This is a genomic window from Aliamphritea hakodatensis (assembly GCF_024347195.1).
GTDB classification, from domain to species: Bacteria; Pseudomonadota; Gammaproteobacteria; order Pseudomonadales; family Balneatricaceae; genus Amphritea; species Amphritea hakodatensis.
Window position 1 is genome coordinate 4869753 of sequence record NZ_AP025281.1, and the last position, 21897, is coordinate 4891649.

At 55.3% G+C, this 21897-nt stretch carries 26 protein-coding genes; 9 read left to right on the top strand and 17 right to left on the bottom strand.

The window, feature by feature from the left end; genetic code table 11:
* Nucleotides 1-72: 72 nt before the first annotated feature.
* Nucleotides 73-909 (top strand): AraC family transcriptional regulator, encoded by an 837-nt coding sequence (locus PCI15_RS22095; RefSeq protein ID WP_271272024.1) that lies wholly within the window; start codon nt 73-75, stop codon nt 907-909.
* Nucleotides 910-988: 79 nt separating this feature from the next.
* Complete coding sequence (locus PCI15_RS22100) at nt 989-1660, top strand: haloacid dehalogenase type II (protein ID WP_271272025.1); 672 nt, start codon at nt 989-991, stop codon at nt 1658-1660.
* 4 nt (nt 1661-1664) lie between these two features.
* On the opposite strand, the gene PCI15_RS22105 is transcribed toward PCI15_RS22100, so the two are convergent.
* Entirely contained in the window at nt 1665-2858 is a 1194-nt protein-coding gene (locus PCI15_RS22105; RefSeq protein ID WP_271272026.1) for a benzoate/H(+) symporter BenE family transporter, read from the bottom strand.
* A gap of 118 nt (nt 2859-2976) precedes the next feature.
* Here PCI15_RS22105 and PCI15_RS22110 point away from each other — a divergent pair, with 118 nt between their 5' ends.
* Entirely contained in the window at nt 2977-3537 is a 561-nt protein-coding gene (locus PCI15_RS22110) for a helix-turn-helix domain-containing protein (RefSeq protein WP_271272027.1), read from the top strand.
* 132 nt (nt 3538-3669) lie between these two features.
* Here PCI15_RS22110 and PCI15_RS22115 read toward each other — a convergent pair whose 3' ends face one another.
* Nucleotides 3670-4179 (bottom strand): DUF3833 family protein, encoded by a 510-nt coding sequence (locus PCI15_RS22115; protein ID WP_271272028.1) that lies wholly within the window; start codon nt 4177-4179, stop codon nt 3670-3672.
* A 134-nt stretch (nt 4180-4313) separates the two neighbouring features.
* Here PCI15_RS22115 and PCI15_RS22120 point away from each other — a divergent pair, with 134 nt between their 5' ends.
* Nucleotides 4314-4685, top strand: coding sequence for a thiol-disulfide oxidoreductase DCC family protein (locus tag PCI15_RS22120; protein WP_271272029.1), 372 nt, complete (start codon nt 4314-4316; stop codon nt 4683-4685).
* A 3-nt stretch (nt 4686-4688) separates the two neighbouring features.
* Here the strand turns inward: PCI15_RS22120 and PCI15_RS22125 are convergent, their stop codons facing one another.
* Genes PCI15_RS22125 through PCI15_RS22135 form a run of 3 tightly spaced genes read right to left on the bottom strand, consistent with a single transcriptional unit; the run spans nt 4689 to nt 6183 of the window.
* Nucleotides 4689-4904 carry a TIGR02450 family Trp-rich protein gene (locus PCI15_RS22125; RefSeq protein WP_271272030.1) on the bottom strand — a complete coding sequence of 72 codons (216 nt, stop codon included), beginning with the start codon at nt 4902-4904 and terminating at the stop codon, nt 4689-4691.
* A 2-nt stretch (nt 4905-4906) separates the two neighbouring features.
* Nucleotides 4907-5575 (bottom strand): ChrR family anti-sigma-E factor, encoded by a 669-nt coding sequence (locus PCI15_RS22130; RefSeq protein WP_271272031.1) that lies wholly within the window; start codon nt 5573-5575, stop codon nt 4907-4909.
* Nucleotides 5572-6183 carry a sigma-70 family RNA polymerase sigma factor gene (locus PCI15_RS22135; protein WP_205659592.1) on the bottom strand — a complete coding sequence of 204 codons (612 nt, stop codon included), beginning with the start codon at nt 6181-6183 and terminating at the stop codon, nt 5572-5574. The genes PCI15_RS22130 and PCI15_RS22135 overlap by 4 nt, the downstream gene beginning before the upstream one ends.
* Before the next feature lie 204 nt (nt 6184-6387).
* Between PCI15_RS22135 and PCI15_RS22140 the strand changes: the two genes are divergently transcribed.
* The 3 genes from PCI15_RS22140 to PCI15_RS22150 are packed head-to-tail and all read left to right on the top strand — an operon-like array spanning nt 6388 to nt 9764.
* Entirely contained in the window at nt 6388-7743 is a 1356-nt protein-coding gene (locus PCI15_RS22140; protein ID WP_271272032.1) for an NAD(P)/FAD-dependent oxidoreductase, read from the top strand.
* Entirely contained in the window at nt 7736-8539 is an 804-nt protein-coding gene (locus PCI15_RS22145) for a DUF1365 domain-containing protein (protein ID WP_271272033.1), read from the top strand. The genes PCI15_RS22140 and PCI15_RS22145 overlap by 8 nt, the downstream gene beginning before the upstream one ends.
* The gene (locus PCI15_RS22150) at nt 8523-9764 is read left to right on the top strand and encodes an SAM-dependent methyltransferase (protein WP_271272034.1); all 1242 of its coding nucleotides are present in this window, start codon (nt 8523-8525) and stop codon (nt 9762-9764) included. Before PCI15_RS22145 ends, PCI15_RS22150 begins: the two co-directional genes overlap by 17 nt.
* A 33-nt stretch (nt 9765-9797) precedes the next feature.
* On the opposite strand, the gene PCI15_RS22155 is transcribed toward PCI15_RS22150, so the two are convergent.
* From PCI15_RS22155 to PCI15_RS22190, 8 genes are all read right to left on the bottom strand, one after another.
* A complete protein-coding gene (locus PCI15_RS22155) occupies nt 9798-10208 on the bottom strand; it encodes a YbaN family protein (RefSeq protein ID WP_271272035.1) in 411 nt (136 codons plus the stop codon).
* Between the two features lie 70 nt (nt 10209-10278).
* Complete coding sequence (locus tag PCI15_RS22160) at nt 10279-11724, bottom strand: catalase (protein ID WP_271272036.1); 1446 nt, start codon at nt 11722-11724, stop codon at nt 10279-10281.
* Between the two features lie 193 nt (nt 11725-11917).
* Nucleotides 11918-12349: a nuclear transport factor 2 family protein gene (locus PCI15_RS22165; RefSeq protein WP_271272037.1), complete on the bottom strand. Its 432-nt coding sequence runs from the start codon at nt 12347-12349 to the stop codon at nt 11918-11920.
* Nucleotides 12346-13131, bottom strand: a complete 786-nt coding sequence (locus PCI15_RS22170; protein ID WP_271272038.1) for an SDR family NAD(P)-dependent oxidoreductase — start codon at nt 13129-13131, stop codon at nt 12346-12348. The genes PCI15_RS22165 and PCI15_RS22170 overlap by 4 nt, the downstream gene beginning before the upstream one ends.
* Nucleotides 13128-13736, bottom strand: a complete 609-nt coding sequence (locus PCI15_RS22175) for a DUF3833 domain-containing protein (protein WP_271272039.1) — start codon at nt 13734-13736, stop codon at nt 13128-13130. The genes PCI15_RS22170 and PCI15_RS22175 overlap by 4 nt, the downstream gene beginning before the upstream one ends.
* Nucleotides 13737-13748: 12 nt before the next feature.
* Nucleotides 13749-14258, bottom strand: coding sequence for a chalcone isomerase family protein (locus PCI15_RS22180; protein WP_271272040.1), 510 nt, complete (start codon nt 14256-14258; stop codon nt 13749-13751).
* Nucleotides 14251-14775: a DUF2878 domain-containing protein gene (locus PCI15_RS22185; protein ID WP_271272041.1), complete on the bottom strand. Its 525-nt coding sequence runs from the start codon at nt 14773-14775 to the stop codon at nt 14251-14253. Before PCI15_RS22185 ends, PCI15_RS22180 begins: the two co-directional genes overlap by 8 nt.
* Nucleotides 14776-14858: 83 nt before the next feature.
* Nucleotides 14859-15770, bottom strand: coding sequence for a helix-turn-helix transcriptional regulator (locus tag PCI15_RS22190; protein WP_271272042.1), 912 nt, complete (start codon nt 15768-15770; stop codon nt 14859-14861).
* 170 nt (nt 15771-15940) lie between these two features.
* Here PCI15_RS22190 and exaC point away from each other — a divergent pair, with 170 nt between their 5' ends.
* Both exaC and PCI15_RS22200 read left to right on the top strand, forming a co-directional pair.
* Nucleotides 15941-17461 (top strand): acetaldehyde dehydrogenase ExaC, encoded by a 1521-nt coding sequence (gene exaC / locus PCI15_RS22195; RefSeq protein WP_271272043.1) that lies wholly within the window; start codon nt 15941-15943, stop codon nt 17459-17461.
* Nucleotides 17462-17611: 150 nt separating this feature from the next.
* Complete coding sequence (locus tag PCI15_RS22200) at nt 17612-17980, top strand: SpoIIAA family protein (RefSeq protein ID WP_271272044.1); 369 nt, start codon at nt 17612-17614, stop codon at nt 17978-17980.
* An 86-nt stretch (nt 17981-18066) separates the two neighbouring features.
* Here the strand turns inward: PCI15_RS22200 and PCI15_RS22205 are convergent, their stop codons facing one another.
* Genes PCI15_RS22205 through PCI15_RS22220 form a run of 4 tightly spaced genes read right to left on the bottom strand, consistent with a single transcriptional unit; the run spans nt 18067 to nt 21883 of the window.
* The gene (locus tag PCI15_RS22205) at nt 18067-18843 is read right to left on the bottom strand and encodes a heme ABC transporter ATP-binding protein (RefSeq protein WP_271272045.1); all 777 of its coding nucleotides are present in this window, start codon (nt 18841-18843) and stop codon (nt 18067-18069) included.
* Nucleotides 18844-18855: 12 nt separating this feature from the next.
* The gene (locus PCI15_RS22210; RefSeq protein WP_271272046.1) at nt 18856-19920 is read right to left on the bottom strand and encodes a FecCD family ABC transporter permease; all 1065 of its coding nucleotides are present in this window, start codon (nt 19918-19920) and stop codon (nt 18856-18858) included.
* On the bottom strand, nt 19920-20804 hold the full coding sequence (locus tag PCI15_RS22215) for a heme/hemin ABC transporter substrate-binding protein (RefSeq protein WP_271272047.1): 885 nt from the start codon (nt 20802-20804) through the stop codon (nt 19920-19922). Before PCI15_RS22215 ends, PCI15_RS22210 begins: the two co-directional genes overlap by 1 nt.
* The gene (locus tag PCI15_RS22220; RefSeq protein ID WP_271272048.1) at nt 20801-21883 is read right to left on the bottom strand and encodes a hemin-degrading factor; all 1083 of its coding nucleotides are present in this window, start codon (nt 21881-21883) and stop codon (nt 20801-20803) included. The genes PCI15_RS22215 and PCI15_RS22220 overlap by 4 nt, the downstream gene beginning before the upstream one ends.
* Nucleotides 21884-21897: the final 14 nt, after the last annotated feature.

Genomic DNA, 21897 nt, shown 5'->3' on the forward strand with positions numbered 1-21897 from the left:
ACTATCACTTTGTACCGATACCGTATTCACAGATAGTGAACGCTTTGTTTTCATAACCGGATCAAACCCACTATGGACCGTCTTTCATCGCTGCTACAGACTTTCACGCCGACCGCCCGGCAAATCGGTATGCTCGAGTACGGCCCCCACGGTATGCTCTTACCGGAAGGCTCTAATATTCTGTTCCTTAATCAGGGGCAACTGAGCATTGATGAAGCCCCGGAAACAGACATCCGGTGCGGCGACCTGCTGTGGATTACACAGGATGAATACCGGACGCTTTCCAGCCAGAGCGAAGATCTGCAGCTACTGTGCTGTAACATGGACTTTGGCCCCAGCCAGCTGAATCCGGTTTTCGATAAACTGCCCCCTGTAGTACAGATTCACGCGGACGATCAGGCCCGGGAAACCCTCAATCCCACCCTGCAATTACTGTTACTGGAAAGCATGCAGCACCGCTGCGGTCATGAAACGGTCCTTAACCGGCTGGCGGAAGTCCTGCTGGTGCATATGCTGCGTTTTCTGATGAAACATCAGTTGCTGGAATACGGTGTCATTGCCGGGCTGTCGGATATCCGGCTGGCACGGGCAATTACCGCCATGCACAGCCAGCCGGAACAGCGCTGGAGCGTCGAAACCCTGGCCAATGAAGCCGGCATGTCCCGCACTGCCTTTAACCAACACTTCAGAGACACCGTAGGCTGCCCGCCGGGTGAATACCTGACCCGCTGGCGGATGCGGCTGGCCTGCCAGTTGCTGGAAAACAACCATCTGAGCATTGGTCAGATTGTCGATCAGTTAGGTTACCTGAGCGATACAGCATTCTTCCGGGCATTCCGCAAAGCCGTTGGAGTTTCTCCGGGGCAGTATCGCCAGCAGGCACTGATGCAACAGAGCGGATCAGCCTGAAATCGGTGCAGTTTCGGCAGTAATCTGATCTATAGTAAGTATCCGGGCAGACGCCATCATCATAAAAGCAGGTACGCATATGCTGACACTGGCATTCGATGTTTACGGCACACTGATTGATACCAGAGGCGTGGTATCGCAACTACAGACAATGATAGGCCCGCAGGCAGAAGCTTTCTCCCGCTGCTGGCGGGATAAGCAGCTTGAATACAGTTTTCGCCGGGGCCTGATGCAGGACTACCAACCGTTCAGCCACTGCACCCGGGACGCACTGCAATACACCGACAATCTGCTCGGAACCGGCCTCACTCAGGCGCAGCAGGCACAGCTGATGCAGGCCTATACCCGGTTACCGGCCTTCGCAGACGCAGATCCTTCCCTGACTGCCTTACAGACAGCCGGCCATCGCCTCTACGCATTCTCGAACGGCCAGGAAGCAGCGGTCACTGAACTGCTGCAACAGGCCGGCATTCACGGTTACTTTGAAGCGGTTATCAGTGTTGACGCCGTGCGCAGCTTCAAACCTTGTCCCGCTGTGTATCAGCACTTTTTGCACAGCGCCCGCAGCCACCGTCAGCACACCTGGCTGATTTCCGGCAACCCCTTCGACATTACCGGTGCGCGACACGCAGGCTGGCACGCCGCCTGGATTCAGCGCGATCCGGCACAGCCTTTTGACCCCTGGGAGCAGCAACCGGACCTGATCCTGCCCGGGCTTGAAGCCCTGGCCGATAACCTGCCCGCAACCTGACAGCTTACCGGCTACCCACCCCCGGAACAGCCGGCCGGTACAACTTCCGAAGCTTGCTGCTATGGTACGCCAGCAGCCCCAGCAACAATCCCCAGAAGGCACTGCTAACCCCCAGCAAACTCACCCCGGAAGCGGTCATCAGGAAGGTCAGCATCGCGGCTTCCCGCTGGCGGTCATCACTGAACGCTGTATTCAGGCTGTTGGCGATGGTGGATAACAGTGCCAGCCCGGCAATGCTCATAATCAACGCCTGCGGAAATGCCGCAAACAGCGCCGCGACAGTAGCTCCGAGAACACCCGCTACGACATAAAACACACCGGCCCAGACCGAGCTCCGGTAGCGCTGAGCGGCATCCGGGTCCGCCTCCTCACTCATACAGATCGCAGCGGTAATCGCCGCCAGACAATAAGAAAATCCCCCCAGCGGTGCCAGCACAACCCCCGCGAGCCCGGTAGTGGAAATCAGGGGCGAAACCGGCGTATCGTAACCATTGGCACGGATCACCGCGACCCCCGGCACATTCTGCGAGGCCATAGTCACAACGAACAGGGGAATCCCCACGCCGATCAAAGCCGTCAGGTTAAATTCAGGCATGATGAATAACGGCGCTGCCAACTGCAGCGCCACCCCCTGCCAGGCCAGCTCCCCCGCCAGCCAGCAGCTGGCAATGCCGACACATAACACCAGCGGAATGCAGTAACGGGGCAACACCGGTTTTAGCAGCAGATAACTGCCCAGCATTGTTATCACCAGCCAGAAACTGCTCTGCGCCGCCAAAAACAGATCCAGCCCGAAGTTCAGTAACACCCCGCCCAGCATGGCAGCAGCCAGTGACACCGGCACCTGACGCATGATCAGGTTAAACCACCCGGTCAGACCACAGAGCGCGATCAGCCCGGAGCTGAAAATAAACACTCCCACCGCCTGCTGCATATTCAGCCCTTCCAGCGCAGTCACCAGCAACGCCGCCCCCGGTGTGGACCAGGCAGTAACCACCGGTTTTTTGTAATACAGCGACAAACCGATGCTGGTTGCCCCCATACCAATCCCCAGCGCCCATAGCCAGGAACTCAGCTCAGCCGCCGTAGCACCTGCCGCCGCCGCAGCCTGAAACACGATGATTGCCGAACTTGAATAGCCCACCAGCACCACCACAAAGCCTGTGGAAATATGGGAAAGGTTTAACCATTGCCGCATAAGCACCCCGGTATATCTGTTTTAATTACCTGACATTTTCGTGCGTTATAGCGCACAACATAGACAAGCGTAGCAGCTGTGCGCTATAACGTACAAGCCATAATTAAGCAGAATGAATATGCAGGAAGTTAATACCTACCTCTCCGGTGCCCTGAAGAAGGCCCGTAAAGACCGAAACCTCAGCCTGGATAAAGCCGCCAAAGCCACCGGGGTCAGTAAAGCCATGCTGGGGCAGATAGAACGGGGCGAATCCAGCCCGACGCTGGCCACCCTGTGGAAAATAGCCAGTGGCCTGAACCTCTCAATGTCCGGCCTGCTTGGCCCGGCACTCAGTGGCCCGCCTACCGTATTCCGTAATGCTGATGCGCTGCGGGAACAACCTACTCAGGACCGGATGCTGGTCGCCACCCTGTTTCCGTTTAACCCGGCACTGGGTTTTGAAATGTTCGAGCTGACCCTGTTGCCCGGTTATGAACGCTACTCAGAACCTCACGAGCCCGGGGTCACCGAACACGTGGTTGTCATTGAAGGGGAAGTAGAAATATTCGCCGACGACCAGTGGCAGAAACTGGCAAAAGGCGATGCAATCCGGTTTGCCGCCGACCGCCCCCACGGCTACCGGAATCTTAGCAACGCCTCAGGGGTTTTCCACAACCTGATTCACTATCCTCCACGTTAACTGTCCACCGCAGTTACCGCTCTGGCTGTTCCCTGACCAGTCCCCGGAAACACCCGGCCATAAAGGGATACAGCCATTGATACGCAGACTGCAAACAGACTTACCCACAGAATTCGGGGATGACTTTCTGCATCACGGTTTGCAGAAAAATATACTCACCGTGCCTAAGGTCATGCCCCACTTACTGACCCGGGCGCGGTTCACCATTATCTTTTCATCCAGCAGATACATGCGGTCATCAAAATCTACCCGCCAGCGGCGTCCGTGAACCAATAAATCCATACTGTAACGCCAGGAAAGCATATGCTGTTGGCGGACCCCCTCTGCTTGTCCCTGAATATCCGCTGCAGTGCCTGCAAACCGGTTATCACCTTCATCCGTAATCAGCCAGATCCGCTGACTCTCTTCGCCATCAGCGTAATAAAAATCCTCTGTCAGACGTAACCTGTCGTCTTCCGTTTCGCCCTGTATATAGACTCTGAAACTGCGCCGCAGCTTGCCAAAGCGATCTTCAAAAATACCGTACGCCAGTGTTTCGCCCTGAAAAAAGCAGAAAACATCCAATTGAGACGGCAGACTGAATCCCCGTTCACCGACGGCGCTGTATTGTGGGAAAGTATGTGAAAAAGGTGGCTGATCCATAGGAATACCTGCTGACAATCACTGCTCTGTATACGCAACATCCTCTTAAACAGATCATTGCCAACTTATCACTGAACTGTTTCATTCCGGATTGCGTATACTGCAATTAACCGAACTGCCAAGAAGATCTCAGCATGCACAAACCTCAGGTATTTTTTGATGGCAACTGCCCGCTGTGCCGAAAAGAAATCGGTCACTATCAGCGGCAGGATAAAGCCCGGCGGATACACTGGCTGGATTTACATCAGGCTGCACAGGTGCTTGAACAACGCGGCATCAGTAAACGCCAGGCAATGCAGGTATTACATGTGGCTGATCAGCAGGGCACACTGCACCGGGGGGCACCTGCCTTTATGGTTATCTGGGACCATCTGCCGGGTTACCGTCATCTGGCATCGGCAGTGCGGCTGTTGCGGCTGGAATCCGTCATGCAGTCTGTTTATCTGCGTTTCGCCAAGTGGCGCTTTGCCCGTCGCTGCCGGTCCGGCTGCTCTGCAGAGCAATGAAAATCATTTCCAACCCTGCAACCAGACCCCGTTGTTTTTAAGCTCCCGCCAGTCGATGGGATAGTCATTGCCACTGATCACCGCCTGCAGAACACAGCCGGTTATCCGGTCGGCATCATCCCGTAACAAGGTTGTCACCATAAAGTGCCGCTCGCGGTTTTGCGGCTTAACAGCCGTCCACTTACTGAGCAGCAACTTATCGGGGTTCAGCCTGTGCATCTTCAGAAACCGGTCACCGGCTGCACCAGACGGCCCAGTAAGGTGGTAAATTTAAGCGGCGCATCCGTGGCGATCAGGCAGATACAGTCAGTATTACTGTCCACCAGCGGCTGGTGCTCAACCTGTTCATCCAGATCTGCAATGTCCCCCCGGGCAAACCGGCCGATTTCATCACAGAACGAGCCCTCTAAAACCAGTGTCAGCTCATTGCCTTTATGGGTATGCGGCAGGAGGTTCTTGCCGGGCGCAATGCGCATCAGACGGGACACACCGCCTGACTGGCAATCAAGGTCGTAATAACTGATACCGGCCACCAGTTTCTTCCAGGGAACATCTTCCAGCGTATAAGGCAGGTAATCCCCCAGCGGAGCAGGTAAACGGCTGTCGGTTTGCCGGGCTCTTTCTTCCAGGGCAACCTCCTTCTTCACGGCCTCGGCTTCAGCCGGCACATCCAGCATGGCCAAAAGGTTATCCAGCGTCTCTGCAGATACCTGTGCCGGAGCCAAACCTTCCAGCAACGAGCCGCCCACGGCTTCCTGAACTGACGCACGTTCACGGCACTGCGGGCACATTGATAAGTGGCAGGCAACCACCAGCGCCATGCCCTGCGACAGAGAGCCGGCTGCATAACTCAGCAGAGTTGCCTCATCAAGATGGTGACGAATACTCATACGTCCCTCCAGGCGGCTTTAATTTTTTCACAGGCAAGGCGTATTCGGGACTTGACGCTGCCCAGGGGTATCCCCAGCCTTTCCGCAATCTCACCGTGGGCCCTGCCCTCATAAAATGACATATAAATCACCTGCGCCTGATTCTCCGGTAAGGTTTCGATAATGGCACCTAAATGGCCACTCACCACCAGCTGCTCACCGGCATCTTCAGAGGACTCATCAATCTGGTCAAAGGTTTCATCAAACGAATACTCCGGATACTTTTGCTTACGCATCCAGTCGATACTCTGATTCCGCGCCAGGGTAAAAATCCAGGTGCTGGCTGCTGCCCTTTCAGGTTTATACATATGCGCCTTGCGCCACATCAGCAGCATGGTTTCCTGCATCAGCTCTTCGGCCACGCTTTCCACCAGACCAAGACGCAAAATGTAAGCCTTCACCCGGGGCGCAAAATGCCCGAACAGGCTGACAAACAGCTGCTTATCCTGTTTTTCGCCCAATGCTGCCAGCAATGCGCTCCAGTCATTCACTGAAGCGGACTCCGGTGCATCTGCGGGCTTTAATGCAACAACATTATTCACAGTTTTATCCGGTTGCTCGTGATTCATAATCCCTTCTACGCCAATGGCGCTTATTCAGATCAGTTGTCATTAAAATAGCTCAAACTGGCAGATATGATACGGACATCACCTTATTTACAGCTAAAATATTCAAATTAATTAATAACATAGCTTACTTAATCAAACATCACGTGATCTGATTTGTTCATCATGCCGTAGATACAGTCAACACGATGCAAAACGGACCGAGCCATGAATGTATCTGCTATAAAGCCTAAAAAGATCGCTGTGATCGGTTCCGGTATATCCGGGCTGAGCTGCGCATGGTTACTGAACCGGCAGCATCAGGTCACGCTATTCGAGAAAGATGACCGCCCGGGCGGCCACGCCAACACCATCAGTTTTGATCTGGACGGCCAGCCGATCGACGTGGATACCGGTTTTATCGTTTATAACCCGGTGAACTATCCCAACCTGGTTGCACTGTTTGATCATCTGAACGTCCCGAACTGTGAAACTGAAATGTCATTCGCGGTGTCCGTGAATCAGGGGGAACTGGAATACTCCGGCTCCGGACTGGCAGGGCTGTTCGCCCAGAAACGTAATCTGTTCCGGCCATCATTCTGGAACATGCTGAAAGACCTTAATCATTTTTACCGTCACTCCCTGCTGATTCAGCAGGAAGCCCGCATCCGCCAGCTTAGCCTGCGTCAGTTACTTGCTGAACAGGGCTACAGCAGCCGCTTTATTTATCAGCACCTACTGCCTATGGGGGCGGCTATCTGGTCAACGCCGGTAGAACAAATGCTGGATTATCCGGCAGACAGCTTCATGCGCTTCTGTGAAAACCATGGCCTGCTGCAGGTAAAAGACCGCCCCCAGTGGCGAACCGTTGTCGGTGGCAGCCGGACGTATGTCAGCAAAATTACAGCCGAACTGGACGATATCCGGCTAAACAGCCGTATCCACCGTATTATCCGTAAACCGGGCCAGGTAACCATTGAAGACCTGCACGGCGCTCAGGAACACTTCGACGCTGTAGTACTCGCCTGCCACTCGGATCAGGCGCTGGCCATGCTGGACAAACCCAGCCAGACAGAACAGGTATTACTGAGCAAGCTCCCCTATCAGCGCAATCAGGCATTTCTTCATCTGGACACCCGCCTGATGCCCCGCCGCAAAGCTGTCTGGTCAAGTTGGAACTATCTGGCAGAAGGTCAGCAGCAGGAACAGGAAGTTGCCGTCACCTACTGGATGAACCGGCTTCAGCCATTGCCCACCGACACGCCGATACTGGTATCCCTCAACCCGCCCACCGAACCGGCCCGGGATACCATTATCCACAGTCAGTTTTATGACCACCCGGTCTTTAATCAGCAGGCCCTGCAGACCCAGCAACAACTCTGGCAATTACAGGGCCAGCAAAACACCTGGTTCTGCGGCGCATACTTCGGATACGGTTTCCATGAAGATGGCCTGCAGGCAGGCCTGGCAGTTGCCGAACAGCTGGGGGGGATACATCGTCCCTGGATTGTACCCGACGCTAACGGACGAATTTACACCTCATCGACCGGATACACCGCTGCCGGGGTACGCCGGCATGGCTGAAACAAAGCCCCTGCAATCAGGGATCTATACCGGCAAGGTCATGCATCAGCGCGTGCTGCCAAAACAGCACGGTTTCAGCTACCGGACATTTTCCCTGTGTATTGATCTTGATGAGCTGCCCCGTTTACAACAACTCAGGCTATTTTCGGTGAACCGCTTTAACCTGCTGTCATTTTTTGAAAAAGACCATGGCAGCGGCAACGGTGAATTAGCAGCCGGCGTCCGCAAACTGCTCAGCCGGCGCGGCTATGCACATGCCTGTACCCGAATCAGCCTGCTGTGTTATCCACGCATTCTTGGCTATGTATTTAACCCACTGAGTGTCTATTTCTGTTATGACGCCGATAACCGGCTACAGGTTATCCTCTATGAAGTGACCAATACCTTCAGGCAACGTCACACTTACCTGATTCCCGCCGACAGTACTGAAAAATTACAGCACAGCTGCAACAAACAAATGTACGTCAGTCCGTTTATGCCGCTGGATACCCGTTACAGTTTTACCATCCGGCCGCCGGGTAGCGCCGTCAGCGTTGGTATTCGCCAACACGACCTGCAGCAACAGCTGCTCTTCAAAGCGACATTTGCAGGTCAGCAGGAAACCTTCAGCGACGCCGCCCTGTTAAAACGCTTTCTCAGCCACCCACTGATGACCCTTAAAGTCATGGTTGGCATTCACTGGGAAGCACTCCGGCTGTGGCGTAAAAAGCTCAGCCTGCAGCCCAGAGAAAAAGGCCCCCGGAACAGTATCAGCTGGTACGACCAGAACGGAGACTTCCATGATGAAAGCCTGTGAATACAAACACCCGGTGAAAACCCCAGACTGGCAGGAAAAACTCTTCCTGCGCTACCTGCGGGGATTTAAAAACCGCCTGCAGGGCAGGTTGGAACTGCAACTGCCCTCCGGGTTTATATATCAGGCGGGACAGCAGCAAACACCCGCAGCCACACTGCGACTGAACAACTGGTCGGCGCTGAAAAGCCTCTTTTTCGGCAATGTCAGCGGCTGGGCACAGGCGTATGTAAAAGGGCACTGGAACAGCGATGATCTCACCGCCCTGACCCGCTGGGCACTAGCTAATGAAACACTTCTGAGCAGCATGACCCGGGGCAGCCGGATCAGCACCCTGCTGGACAATCTGTATCATCTGCGGCGGGACAACAGCCGCTCCGGCAGCCGGGAAAATATTGCCGCCCACTATGACCTGGGAAACGATTTTTATGCCCCCTGGCTGGACAAAACCATGAGTTACTCAGCGGCAATGTTCCAACATCCTGATGAGGATCTGGAACAGGCACAGCATAATAAATACGGGCGTATTCTGGACTTACTCGATGCCGGCAAGGATCAGCATGTCCTTGAAATCGGCTGCGGCTGGGGCGGTTTTGCCGAACAGGCCAGCTGCGAACATCAGCTCAGAATTCACGGTATTACCCTGTCAAAAGAACAACTAAGCTGGGCCCGAAACCGCATCGCAAACGCCGGCAAACAGGATGATGTACACCTGAGCCTGACCGACTACCGTGACCTCCACGAACAGTACGATGGCATCGTCTCCATTGAGATGTTTGAAGCCGTGGGTGAAAAACACTGGGATGAATATTTCCGGGTATTACGCCGCAGCCTTAAACCAGGCGGCAAGGCGGTTTTACAGGTGATTACCATTGATGATCAGCGCTTTCACAGCTACCGCAAACAGGCAGACTTTATCCAACGCTACATCTTTCCGGGGGGCATGCTGCCCAGCCGGGAAGCACTGCACAGCACCTTTGCCAAACACGGTTTTACCCTGCACCACGAAGAGTTTTTCGGCATGGATTACGCCCGGACACTGAACCTCTGGCGCAACAGTTTCGAACAACAATGGCCAGCCATCATCCGGCACGGTTTTGATGATGAATTCCGCCGCCTGTGGCGTTATTACCTGACTTACTGTGAAGGAGGCTTCCTGTCCCGCAGCATTGATGTAGGCCTGTTTGTTATCACCCCTGAGGATACCGGAACAGCAGCATCACGCTGATACCCTGTCAGCGGTTCCTCTCATCGATTCCTATCAGCCATTCCTGTCAACGCTTAGCTGACTGCTGGCCCTCAGGTTACGGGACATGACCGGGCACACGTTAACGGACATCACCGCCAGAATACTCAGACCAATCGTCAGCACAACCATCCACCTCAGAATCACACTGTCCATTGTCAGAAAAGCAACACTGCCGGCAACCAGCATAGAAGCAGTCGCCACGTATCTCGCCTTCTGCGGGATACAGCGCCGGCTTTCCCATTGCCGGATAATCGCACCGAATACTTTACTGTTAGCCAGTCTGGCGTGTAGCCGGGGCGATGATTTTGCAAAACACCAGGCGGCGATCAGAACAAACACCGTGGTGGGCATCAGCGGCACAAATATCCCCAGAATTCCCAACCCTAACGCCAACAATCCTGCTGCGGTATAAAGCACATTCATAAGATATCTCCCTCGATTTCCGGGCAATGATCCAGAGCATGAATGCCCTGAATCATCACGTTATCTGCCATCATTCAACGCAGACGCACAGACCAAGTGCTTCCGCGACACCCGCCCCATAGGCCGGATCCGCTTTCTGACAATTGGCCACATGACGGCGCTGTACCTCCGGTGAAGTTCCTGCCATCGCCCGGGCGGTATTTTCACACAACACCTGCTGCTGCGCCGGGCTCATCAGCCGGAACAACGCACCGGGCTGAGAGAAATAATCATCATCGGTACGGTGATCCCAGCGAGACGCATCCCCGGTAACCGGCAACGGCGGTTCTGCATACGCAGGCTGTTCCTGCCATTCCTGCAGGCTGTTAGGTTCATAAGCAATGGTACTGCCATAGTTACCGTCCACCCGCATAGCGCCGTCGCGGTGGTAGCTATTGACCGGGCACCGGGGAGCATTCACCGGAATCTGATGATGATTCACTCCCAGCCGGTAACGCTGGGCATCACCGTAGGCAAACAACCGCCCCTGCAACATTTTGTCCGGCGAAAAACCGATACCGGGTACCACGCTGGCAGGATTAAAGGCCGACTGCTCAACCTCAGCAAAAAAGTTTTCCGGATTAGCATTCAGTTCCATCCGGCCCACTTCAATCAGCGGATACTCCCCTTTAGGCCAGATCTTCGTCAGATCGAACGGGTTAAAGGGGCTGCGTTCAGCCTGCGCTTCAGTCATCACCTGGATATACATGATCCAGGCGGGATAATCGCCACTCTCAATGGTTTCATAAAGATCACGCTGATGGCTTTCCCGGTCCTGTCCGATCACCTGAGCGGCTTCTTCATCCGTCAGATTTTTAATCCCCTGACAGGTTTTGAAATGGAATTTTACCCAGTGACGCTGATTGTCGGCGTTCACCATACTGAAAGCATGGCTGCCAAACCCGTGCATATGCCGAAAGGAGGCGGGTATACCACGGTCACTCATTATGATCGTTACCTGATGCAGCGCTTCCGGCAGTAACGTCCAGAAATCCCAGTTACTCTGAGGGCTGCGCATGCCGGTACGCGGATCCCGTTTCACCGCATGGTTCAGATCCGGAAACTTCAGCGGGTCGCGCATAAAGAAGACCGGGGTATTATTCCCCACCAGATCCCAGTTGCCTTCTTCGGTATAAAACTTCAGCGCAAAGCCGCGAATATCCCGTTCTGCATCTGCCGCACCCCGTTCACCGGCGACGGTGGTAAACCGGGCAAACATTTCGGTCTGTTTGCCTACCTCTGAGAACATACTGGCACGGGTATAGCGGCTAATATCATGGGTCACAGTAAAGGTGCCATACGCCCCTGAACCTTTGGCGTGCATGCGGCGTTCCGGTATAACTTCACGGTCGAAATGGGCCATTTTTTCCAGAAACCACACATCCTGCAGTAACTGAGGGCCCCGCGGGCCTGCGGTAATAACATTCTGATTATCGGTGACCGGACATCCGGTGGCAGTGGTCAGCTTTTTAGTCATGATCCTCTCCTTAAAACTATCCCTGTTGGCAGAATCAGCTTAGGAGAACAGCAACCGATATATAAAATTAATTATAGATATTATGTTAATAGCGAAAGAGGCGTGAATCTGTAACTCTCTGACCGGTAGGATATTTTTAGCTCACAGGATATCAACCCTGCCTCTGAGTCAGGATAAGCGAAGCGCATTTAATCTAAAGGCTGTCAGACTCAGGCAGGGCCAGCTTACGGCGAATCCGGCGAATAACACGCCCCAGCAGGGGCAACCGCTCCAGCAGCACACTGGCATCCCAGTAATCCGCATGCAGCGTCACCCGGCCTTCTGAATCCAGAACTACCCGGCTGATGCCCTCAATCCTTAGCAGACCTGTCAGCTTACTGTCACCACGGAATGTCCAGTAGATGAAGCCACCCTGCTCTGTTTCCGCCAACTGATGCACTTCAAAACTGACATCTTCCAACCGGCCGTACATATCCTCGAATATCCGCAGAAAAACAGCCCTGCCGGTAACCCGGTTAAACGGGTCACAGAACACAGCGTTTTCACTGAGCAAACCTGCAAGCGCATTGACGGTATCAGGGGTAAGTTCACTGAGCGCCTTTGCATAACGGGCTAAAGGGGTCATTCAGGGGGGCTCCCGGTTATTTTAGCGATCGCTTTAAAATACCAGCTATAGGGTAATACACGCAGCAATTTCAGCCAGATCACAAACCGGCCGGGGAAACTGATCTCAAAACGGTTGCCCGTCAGCCCTCCGATAATTGCCCGGGCCGCCTCTTCCGGCTCCATCAGTGCCGGCATAGCGAAATCGTTTTTATCGGTCAGCGGGGTCCGGACAAAGCCCGGATTAATCACCTGTATTCTGACCCCGCTGTCCGCCAGATCCAGATACAGAGATTCACAAAGATTAATCAGCGCTGCCTTACCGGCACCATAGGCCGCAGCGGTCGGCAGGCCCCGGTAACCGGCGACCGATGCCATTACGGCAATGTGCCCCCGGTGCCGGGGCAAGTAATGCGCCAGCAGAGGTTCGATACAGTTCAGAGTCCCGTACAGATTCACATTCAACAGCGCCTGGCAGCGCTGAGCTTTAAATGCCTCAACCGGAAACGGATCATGGGTACCGGCATTCAGTACAGCCAAATCGGGTAAAGTACCGGCATACTGCCAGCGCTGGAAACAACTGCGGATCTGATCCGGCTGACAAATATCCAGCGGCTCAATCAATAATTTCCCCGGTGCATCCGCCAGAGACTGTTGCAGGGCTTCCAGTTCAGTTGCCGAACGGGCCGAGGCCAGCACATCCACACCGGCCCGGCACATTTGTATAGCCAGCGCCGCACCAATTCCCCGGCCAGCACCGGTTACCCATACCCGTTCCCAGGGCAGTGTCTGAAAGGTATTCACAGGGCCTCCGCTGTCAGTTGGCAGGATGCATCCGCCGGTTGCTGTGGCTGATCGCTGATCCGGCGGATATGCAGTGTAATTTGCCCAACCCCGAGCCCCAACTTACTCATCCGGGTGCGGTTGATCAGGTTGTTTTCATCCACCAGATACAGCCAGTCATCCAGTGCCAGCTGCCACTCGCTGCCGCCCACCGGCACCCGCAACACGTAACGCCAGTGCAGCGTATTCCCTGCGACCCGACCACGGGCTTCACCGACCACATCGGCAGCCGTGCCGGTAAAGACATCATCTTCTTTTCTCAGCTGCCAGCACCGGTTCTGTACTTCACCGTCGGCAAAATAAAAGCGCTCATCCAGCACCCCCTGATCGCCCTGCCAGTAACCATTAATATCCGCACTGAACCGGCGGATAACTTTGCCACGGTAATCCTCCACCACACCGGTCGCTTTCAGCTGGCCGCTGAAAAACCGGGCCATTTCCAGCCGGGGGGTATTATCTTTATAGCTATCCAGTGACACAGCACAGCCCTGTAACAGCACCACAATCCCCAGTAACACCAGCAGACACAGCGATAAGGTACGGTAACTTCTCATGGCAGTATTCATCACTCAGTCTCCTCAGGGGGCCGGCTCACCCCGTAACTGTTTTGCCATACGCGAATAACGGCCATCATCCGCCAGCCAGATATTGATAAATGCCCGGGCAAACCCCGGATGCTCAACATTCCCCAGCAACCGGCCGTTAAAATAAAAATCGCCACTGTCGAAAGACTTCATATGAAAGGTCAACTGATCATCAGTACGGATATCCGGCCACAGGGATGCCAGCTCCTGCAGCCAGAGCTGGATCTGTTCTTCCGGGACTTTATTTCTCAGCTGATTGGCGGTTTGTTCAATCAGTACCTGTCCGGTGATTTCCCGCCGATAGATAATCTGCAATACCAGCGGCGCTTTCAGACCATCGTACTGCCCCTGCAGATTAAACAGCCGTGCCTGATACACGTCGTACCAGAGGAAGCTCAGGCTGGCTTCCCCCACCGGCCGAAGACCCTTTGGCAGTTCCGCGACTGACGTTAACGGCAGCAGCATGAACACACAGAACAAACAGTAACGCAGGTGTTTAAACATAACGCCGCCCCAGAGAATGGCTGAGCCACAACAGCCCCGGAAACATCAGCGCCCAGATTCCTGCCAGTAACAGCACGCTCTCAACATCGCTCCAGCCCAGGGCTACGGCCCCCAGTTCAGCGGCGGCAAAATACGTCGCAGCCCCGGCAACTGCCCCGGATAACATCGCCAGATACCAGCGGCCGACAAAAAACTTCAGCCCCTGACGCAGGGTCGCGGCAAAGCCAAGCCAGAGCAGAAACAGCCAGAACGGCGGCAGCACAGTGTCGGGATAAAAACGAAAGAACCCCAGCAGGGTGAGCAAGCTGTCAACGATAAAGCCAAGGCAGCCGCAGGCGGTGATTACCAAAGCCTCGGTAAACAGATGACGATGCATGACTAAGTGGGCCACCAGCAACAGCAGAACCGGCCAGCGGGCGCTGTCGGTCTGCAGGATACTCAGCCACCAGAGCAACTGAAACCACAACAGATTTACCCAGATATTTTCGCTCAGACCCTGCCAACTATTGCGGCCCATAATGATCACCTCTGAGCATCTTTACGCAGAGGTGGACTTTACGGATCACTTACCGCTGTCAGACCAGCATTCAGCGATGTTTATCAGCCACACATCTGCCGCTGGCGGAATTCACTGGGCGAACAGCCAAAGCAGCGCTTAAAGCGCCGGCTGAAGTGGCTGGGATTGGTGTAGCCAAGGTCATAACAGATGGTGGTAATGGGCTCGCAGGTCGCCAGTCGGCGGGCAGCTTCCTGCATGCGTAACTGATGCTGCATTTCCCCGGGAGAACAGCCCAACTGCCGGTTAAATTCGCTGTATAGCCGGCTGCGGCTCATACAGCCCAACTGACACAGGCCGTCGATATCCAGCGGTTCATTCAGTTGCTGCTGTATCGCATCAACCACCGCCGTCATCCCGCTATTATCCGGCTGTTCAGTACAGTGCTGAAGAATAAACTCCCGTCCCTGATGACGCAGCATCCGCATCACCAGCTCTGTGACCCCCAGCTCCACCATCATCGTCCGGTCCGGGTGATTTTCCGCATAGACATGCACCAGATGCTCCAGCAGTGACTGAGTCGCCGAAGCATGATGCACATGCAGATATTCCGGCAGATAACGCCATTCACCCAGCCCCTCGGCACGGCCCAGTTGCCGGTTCATCCGGTCGGCAATCTGCTGCACCCGTTCGTTACTGATTTCAACCGTCATACAGGTGGTGGGCGACTGATCACTGGCACCGGGAAAATCAATATTCACCGCTTCCCCGGGCGCAATCACAAACGACTCATGGGGCAGAAAGTGCTCCCCCACTTTGCGCCGGCCACTGTGCATAATTTTACGGCCGCTGATCATGCCGCAATACAGGAGCTGATCGGCTTTCAGACCCACTTGCTCAGCGGGCAGATAGGTATCGTAAATCGACAATTCCGAATCCGCCGCCCCAAAGCTGACCCGGTTTTCTACCAGCACCTGCGGTCGCCGCAGCTGCGCCAGTCGTTGCGAAGAGATCATATGCATATCCTTTGTTGTTATTTTTGTGCAACGCACCAGAACGACAAGCAACAGTTCTGGACTGGTGGGACAGTGCTGCAAACTGCCCCCGCGTATGCTGTTCAACAGCTGATTCCTTATCAGACAAAAGTATGTGCATTACCGGAAAAAAACAATAAGAGGTCGACTAAATGATATATGCAAAACCAGGTTCCGCCGACGCCGTCGTCAGCTTTAAAGCCCGCTATGAAAACTTCATCGGCGGCGAATGGGTCGCCCCGGTTAACGGTCAGTATTTCGATAACCCCACCCCGGTAACCGGCGAAGTCATTTGCCAGATCCCCCGCTCCGGCGCTGAAGATATCGAACTGGCACTGGATGCAGCCCACGCCGCCAAGGCTGGCTGGGCGGCCACATCCGTCACTGAGCGCTCTAACATTCTGTTGAAAATTGCCGATGTGATTGAAACCAACCTTGAGGCCCTTGCAGTGGCTGAGGCCTGGGATAACGGCAAGGCCGTTCGGGAAACCCTGGCGGCTGACGTACCCCTGGCTGCGGACCACTTCCGCTATTACGCCGGCTGTATCCGCGCGCAGGAAGGTGGCATCGGCGAGATCGACGCCAATACCGTAGCCTATCATTTCCATGAACCACTGGGTGTCGTCGGCCAGATTATTCCCTGGAACTTCCCATTACTGATGGCCGCCTGGAAACTGGCACCGGCACTGGTAACCGGTAACTGTGTCGTGCTTAAGCCTGCCGAGCAGACGCCGGCCAGCATCCTGCTGCTTACCGAACTGATCGCCGACCTGCTACCGGCAGGTGTGCTGAACGTGGTCAACGGCTTTGGTCCGGAAGCCGGACAAGCACTGGCAGCCAATACCCGTATCGACAAGATCGCCTTCACCGGTTCAACCCCTACCGGTTCACACATCCTTAAATGTGCGGCAGAAAATATCATTCCTTCTACCGTAGAATTGGGTGGCAAATCGCCGAATATTTACTTCTCCGACGTGCTGGATCAGGAAGATGAATACGTCAGCAAGTGTATTGAAGGGGCCGTTCTGGCGTTCTTCAACCAGGGCGAAGTGTGTACCTGTCCGTCCCGCCTGCTGGTGCAGGAAGATATCTACGATGACTTCATTGCCAAAGTGATCGAACGCATGGCGCAAATCAAACGGGGTAACCCGCTGGACACCGACACCATGGTGGGTGCACAGGCCTCACAGCAGCAGTACGACAAGATTCTCAGCTATTTTGAAATTGCCCGTCAGGAAGGTGCTCAGGTACTGACCGGTGGCAGCGCCGCCGCACTGGAGCAGGGTTTCAATGAAGGTTACTACATTGAACCGACTCTGCTGAAAGGCAACAACAGCATGCGGGTCTTCCAGGAAGAAATTTTTGGCCCGGTAGTATCCGTGACAACCTTTAAAGATGAGGCCGAAGCGCTGGCCATTGCCAACGACACGGAATTTGGTCTGGGTGCCGGCGTCTGGACCCGGGACATGAACAAAGCCTACCGTATGGGCCGGGGCATTCAGGCCGGCCGGGTATGGACCAACTGTTATCACATGTACCCTGCCCATGCAGCATTCGGCGGTTACAAGAAATCCGGGGTAGGCCGGGAAACCCACAAGATGATGCTGGATCACTATCAGCAGACCAAGAATATGCTGGTCAGCTACGACATTAATCCGCTGGGATTCTTCTGATCAGGCCTCACCCTTAACGCTGAACCGGCTCCTCTGAGCCGGTTTTTTTTATGCGCTCTGCTCCTGTCCGGCAGATGCTGTTAGCTGGCTAACAGTTTTCCCGCATATTCCCCGCCATACTGTCAGCAAATTAACCGATGGCCAGACAGCATGTTCGAATTACTCCCGCAAAGTGAAGCCAGTACCTACGGCTTTAAAATCACCGGAAAACTGTCGCTGGACGACGAAAAAACCATGATTCATCTGCTGAATGATGGCATTGCCGCGTACGGTAAGGTCCGGGTACTGGTGGATGTGAATGACTACACCGGCGCATCAGCCGCCGCACTCTGGGAAGATCTGAAGTGGATGTCTGCCCACATCCACGCGGTTGAGCGTCTGGCAATTGTGGTGGATTCAGAGGTACTGGCCTGGCTGATCCGCCAGGACGCCCGCATCGCAAAGTATATTGGCGTGGAAGAAAAACACTTCAACCTGGCTGAGATAAACAGTGCCTGGGACTGGCTCACCGCTGACTGAAGCACGTAAAGGTTCTCTGTTGTAGCATTCTCTGCCACAACACTTGCAGCTGACGGCAACGTCAGCTGCTTTTTTGCGTCTGCGCTTTACAGGGTTACCACTAAGGGCCGATCCTCACGGGGATGGCGCATCACTGTGACTTCAATATCGTAAAGCGCCCGGATCTGCTCCGGCACCAGCACCTTATCCACAGATCCCTCTGCCACCAGCCGGCCGCCACCCAACAGGATTATCCGGTCAGCATACTGGGCCGCCAGATTCAGGTCATGCAGAATGGCCAGTACTCCGGCACCTTCCCGGGATAACTGCCGGGCAGTCTCCAGCGTCTGATGCTGGTGGGACAGGTCCAGTGCGGAGGTGGGTTCATCCAGTAGCAAAAAACGCTCTCCTGCCGGCGATGGCTCCCAGATCTGGGTCAGCACCCGGGCCAGTTGCACCCGCTGCTTTTCACCGCCGGATAACGCCGGATACAGCGCTTCACTGAGATGTGCCACATCCAGCAGCTGCAGTGCCTGAGATACAATTTCCCGGTCACGTATCCGGCCCGTGCTGTGGGGTAACCGCCCCAGCAATACCACTTCTGCCACACTGAAAGGAAACAGCAGTTCAGAAGACTGGGGCAGGACCCCCACCATCCGGGCAACCTCACCGGCAGACCAGTCTCCGTAATGACGGCCGTTCAGGTGTAACTGACCACTGAAAAACCGCTGTTCGCCAGCCATAATCTTCAGCAATGACGATTTTCCCGCACCGTTTGGCCCCAGAACGGCGACCATTTCACCGGGCTGAACCTGAACGGTAACATTATCCAGAATGACTTTGCTGCCCGCCCGAAAACAGATATGACTTGCACTGAAACCCATAGAAACCTCCGCTCAGCCCAGCTTACGGGCACGGTAAATAACCATTCCGATGAAGAACGGCCCGCCGATAATTGTCGTAATCAGCCCGATAGGCAGTTCGGCCGGCGCGATCAGCGTCCGGGCCAGCATATCGGCACAGAGCAGAAACAGCGCCCCCAGTAATGCCGATGCCGGTAACAGATAACGGTGATCCGGCCCCAGCGTCAGGCGCACAATGTGCGGGACGATTAAGCCGACAAAACCAATCATGCCGGAGACCGCTACGCTGGCACCGACCCCCAGCGCCGTCAGTAAAATAATGCGCTTCTTGACCGCTTCAATGCGCACCCCAAGATGCCGGGCTTCCGACTCCCCCAGCAACAGCGCATTGAGATTCTTCGCCTGCAGGGGCAGGCCGACAAGCGTCACGGAGATTAACAGGCCTGCGGCGATGATGATTTCCCAGGTGGCGCCGCCCAGACTGCCCATGCTCCAGAACGTCAGCGTACGCAGCTGCGCATCATCCGCCATGTAGGTCATAATGCCGACACCGGCACCGGTGACAATGCCGATGGCAATGCCCGCCAGTAACATGGTCGTTATCGACGTGCCATACCGGGTGGTGGCAATCCTTGCCACAACCAGGGTGGTCAGAAATGCGCCGGCAAATGCAGCGGCCATCAGCGCGTACGGCCCCAGCCACTGAGTCAGTGCTGAAAAATAACTGCCGCCCAGTACGATCATTGCCACCGCCGCCAGCGATGCCCCGCCGGTCACGCCGATCAGCCCCGGATCCGCCAGTGGGTTGCGGAATAAGCCCTGCATCGCCGCACCGCAAACCGCCAGCGCCGCCCCCACCAGCATCCCGAGAACGGTCCGGGGTAAACGGATCGATTCAATCACCAGCTGGATATGTGCGGGCACATCCGCCACCATCACACCGACACTTGCCAGTACGGCATAGTAGGACTGCGCCATGCTGATCGACATGGGCCCGACGCCCACCGACAGCAACATGCTGAGTGTCAGGGCCGCCACCAGACTCAGCAGCGACCACTTCACCCGCCGCTCCCGGGCGGTTAATACCATGCCCGTCATCACTGTGCCGGCTGCCCTGCAGAGTGTGCAGCCAGCTGACCGGCATCCGGATAAAACGCCCGGATCAGCCCTTCGACCGCTTCACCGATCCGCGGACCAAAGCCCAGCATCAGCATGCCATCCATTTTCACCAGACGTTGTTCAGTGGCTGCCGGGGTCATGGCAAATCCCGGTTTAGAGAGGATTTCACTGTTCACTTCGTGATTCCCTTCCCGGGTCATCATCAGAATGATGTCCGGCATGGCCGCCGCGATCGCCTCATCAGGCATCGGCTTATAGCCTTCAAAACCGGATGCAGCGTTCACCCCGCCGGCGAGCCGGATAATGGTATCTGCATGGGTGTTTTCACCGCCGATAATGGCGCTGCCGTTGGCATTGCTCAGCACAAACATCACCCGCACCGGCTGACTGACGCTTGCTAAACGCTGCTGTGCCTGAGTCACGGAGCCATTGACCGTGGCCCACAGTGCCTGACCTTCTTCAGGTTTATCCACCAGTGTCGCCAGCCCGATAATTTTCTCCCGCACCGTTGCCAGTGTCGGCGCTGCGCTGTACTGATGAATGTCTACCCCCGCGGCAGTAATCTGACGGAGGGTGGTGTCCGGCCCGGAATCTGCCGTGGCTATCATCACCTGCGGGGCCAGTGATAAAGTGCCTTCCGCTGAAATATTGCGCTTATAGCCTATCTGGGGAAGCTCTCTGGCCCGCTGTGGATAACCGGACGTGGTATCAACCCCAACCAGACGGTGCTCTTCGCCCAGCGCATAAATAATTTCGGTCAGGGAGCCGTCGGCAGAGACGATTCTTTCCGGGGCAGCCTGTACCAGTGGCGACAGCATGATCAGCCCGGCCAGCAAAGGCTTCAGCAAAGAACGGCGGATCATGCAACAGCCTCCCGGCCCGGCAGACTTTCCGCCAGCTCACGCCAGACAGCATTTTCCGGATTGCCTTCCTGCCGCTGGCCAAAGAATTGGGCAATGGTTTCGCCGGCATGGTCATACAACTCAACCGACGTCACAATACCATCTTCCGTTGGTTTACGGATCAGCCAGGCACCGGCGACCCCGTTTTCCAACAAATGCAGGTTAAACTCAGGGTCCAGTACATTCAGCCATGGCCCCATCCGCTTAATGGTTTTCACCGGCCCGGTATGAATCTGAATATTGCCCCGGTTACCCACAAAACACATGATGGACAGTGCTTTTGCCGCCGCCTGTTCCAGCAAGGTAACGATGCCCGCCGGATCAATCGCCTCCGCATGCGGTGCGCCGACTAAGCGGAACGCCTGCTCACGGCTGACCTGATGGCGGCGCAACATGCCGAAGAACTGGTGTACATCCGTCATGGCCAGCCACTCTTCAGTCAGTCTGGCCACATCCACCTGCTCATCGGCAGCATATTCCGGCACTTCCACGGTATCGCTGTAAGTTTCTTCGCCGCCCTGCTCAGTGGCACGGAAGGTATTTACCAGCTCAGCGTAGCCCTGTTCATAGCTATCCGGCTGGAGGAATATTTTCTGGATCGCGGTGCCGGTATGATCAAAAAACTGCAGGCTGAAGCGGTCACCCCGGGCGGTTTCTTCCCGCACGGCATAGCCAAACGCCCAGCGGCTAAGCACAATCCGCAAATCAATCTTGCGGTCTTCGGTAATCACCAACCCCATCGGGCCACCGATACGGACATTGTCGTAAATACCTTTGCGTTCATGCACGGCATATTCATTACGGGTCAGGGTCATGATGTAACCCAGATCCGGCATGGCCTGGATCATGTCAGCAAACTGATCATTCAGCCGCACACTCTGTACACCGCACTGCTGATCAATCAGCGCCGCTTCCGACACATCCAGTTTATGGGCAATGTCCCGGCGGCGGATTTCAGGTTCAGCCGCCATCAGCTGGGCAAAGCGCTGCTGCAGTTCGCTGTTGCTCACAGAACGGGTAAATACATCGGTTAATGGCATGTTATGTGCTCCAC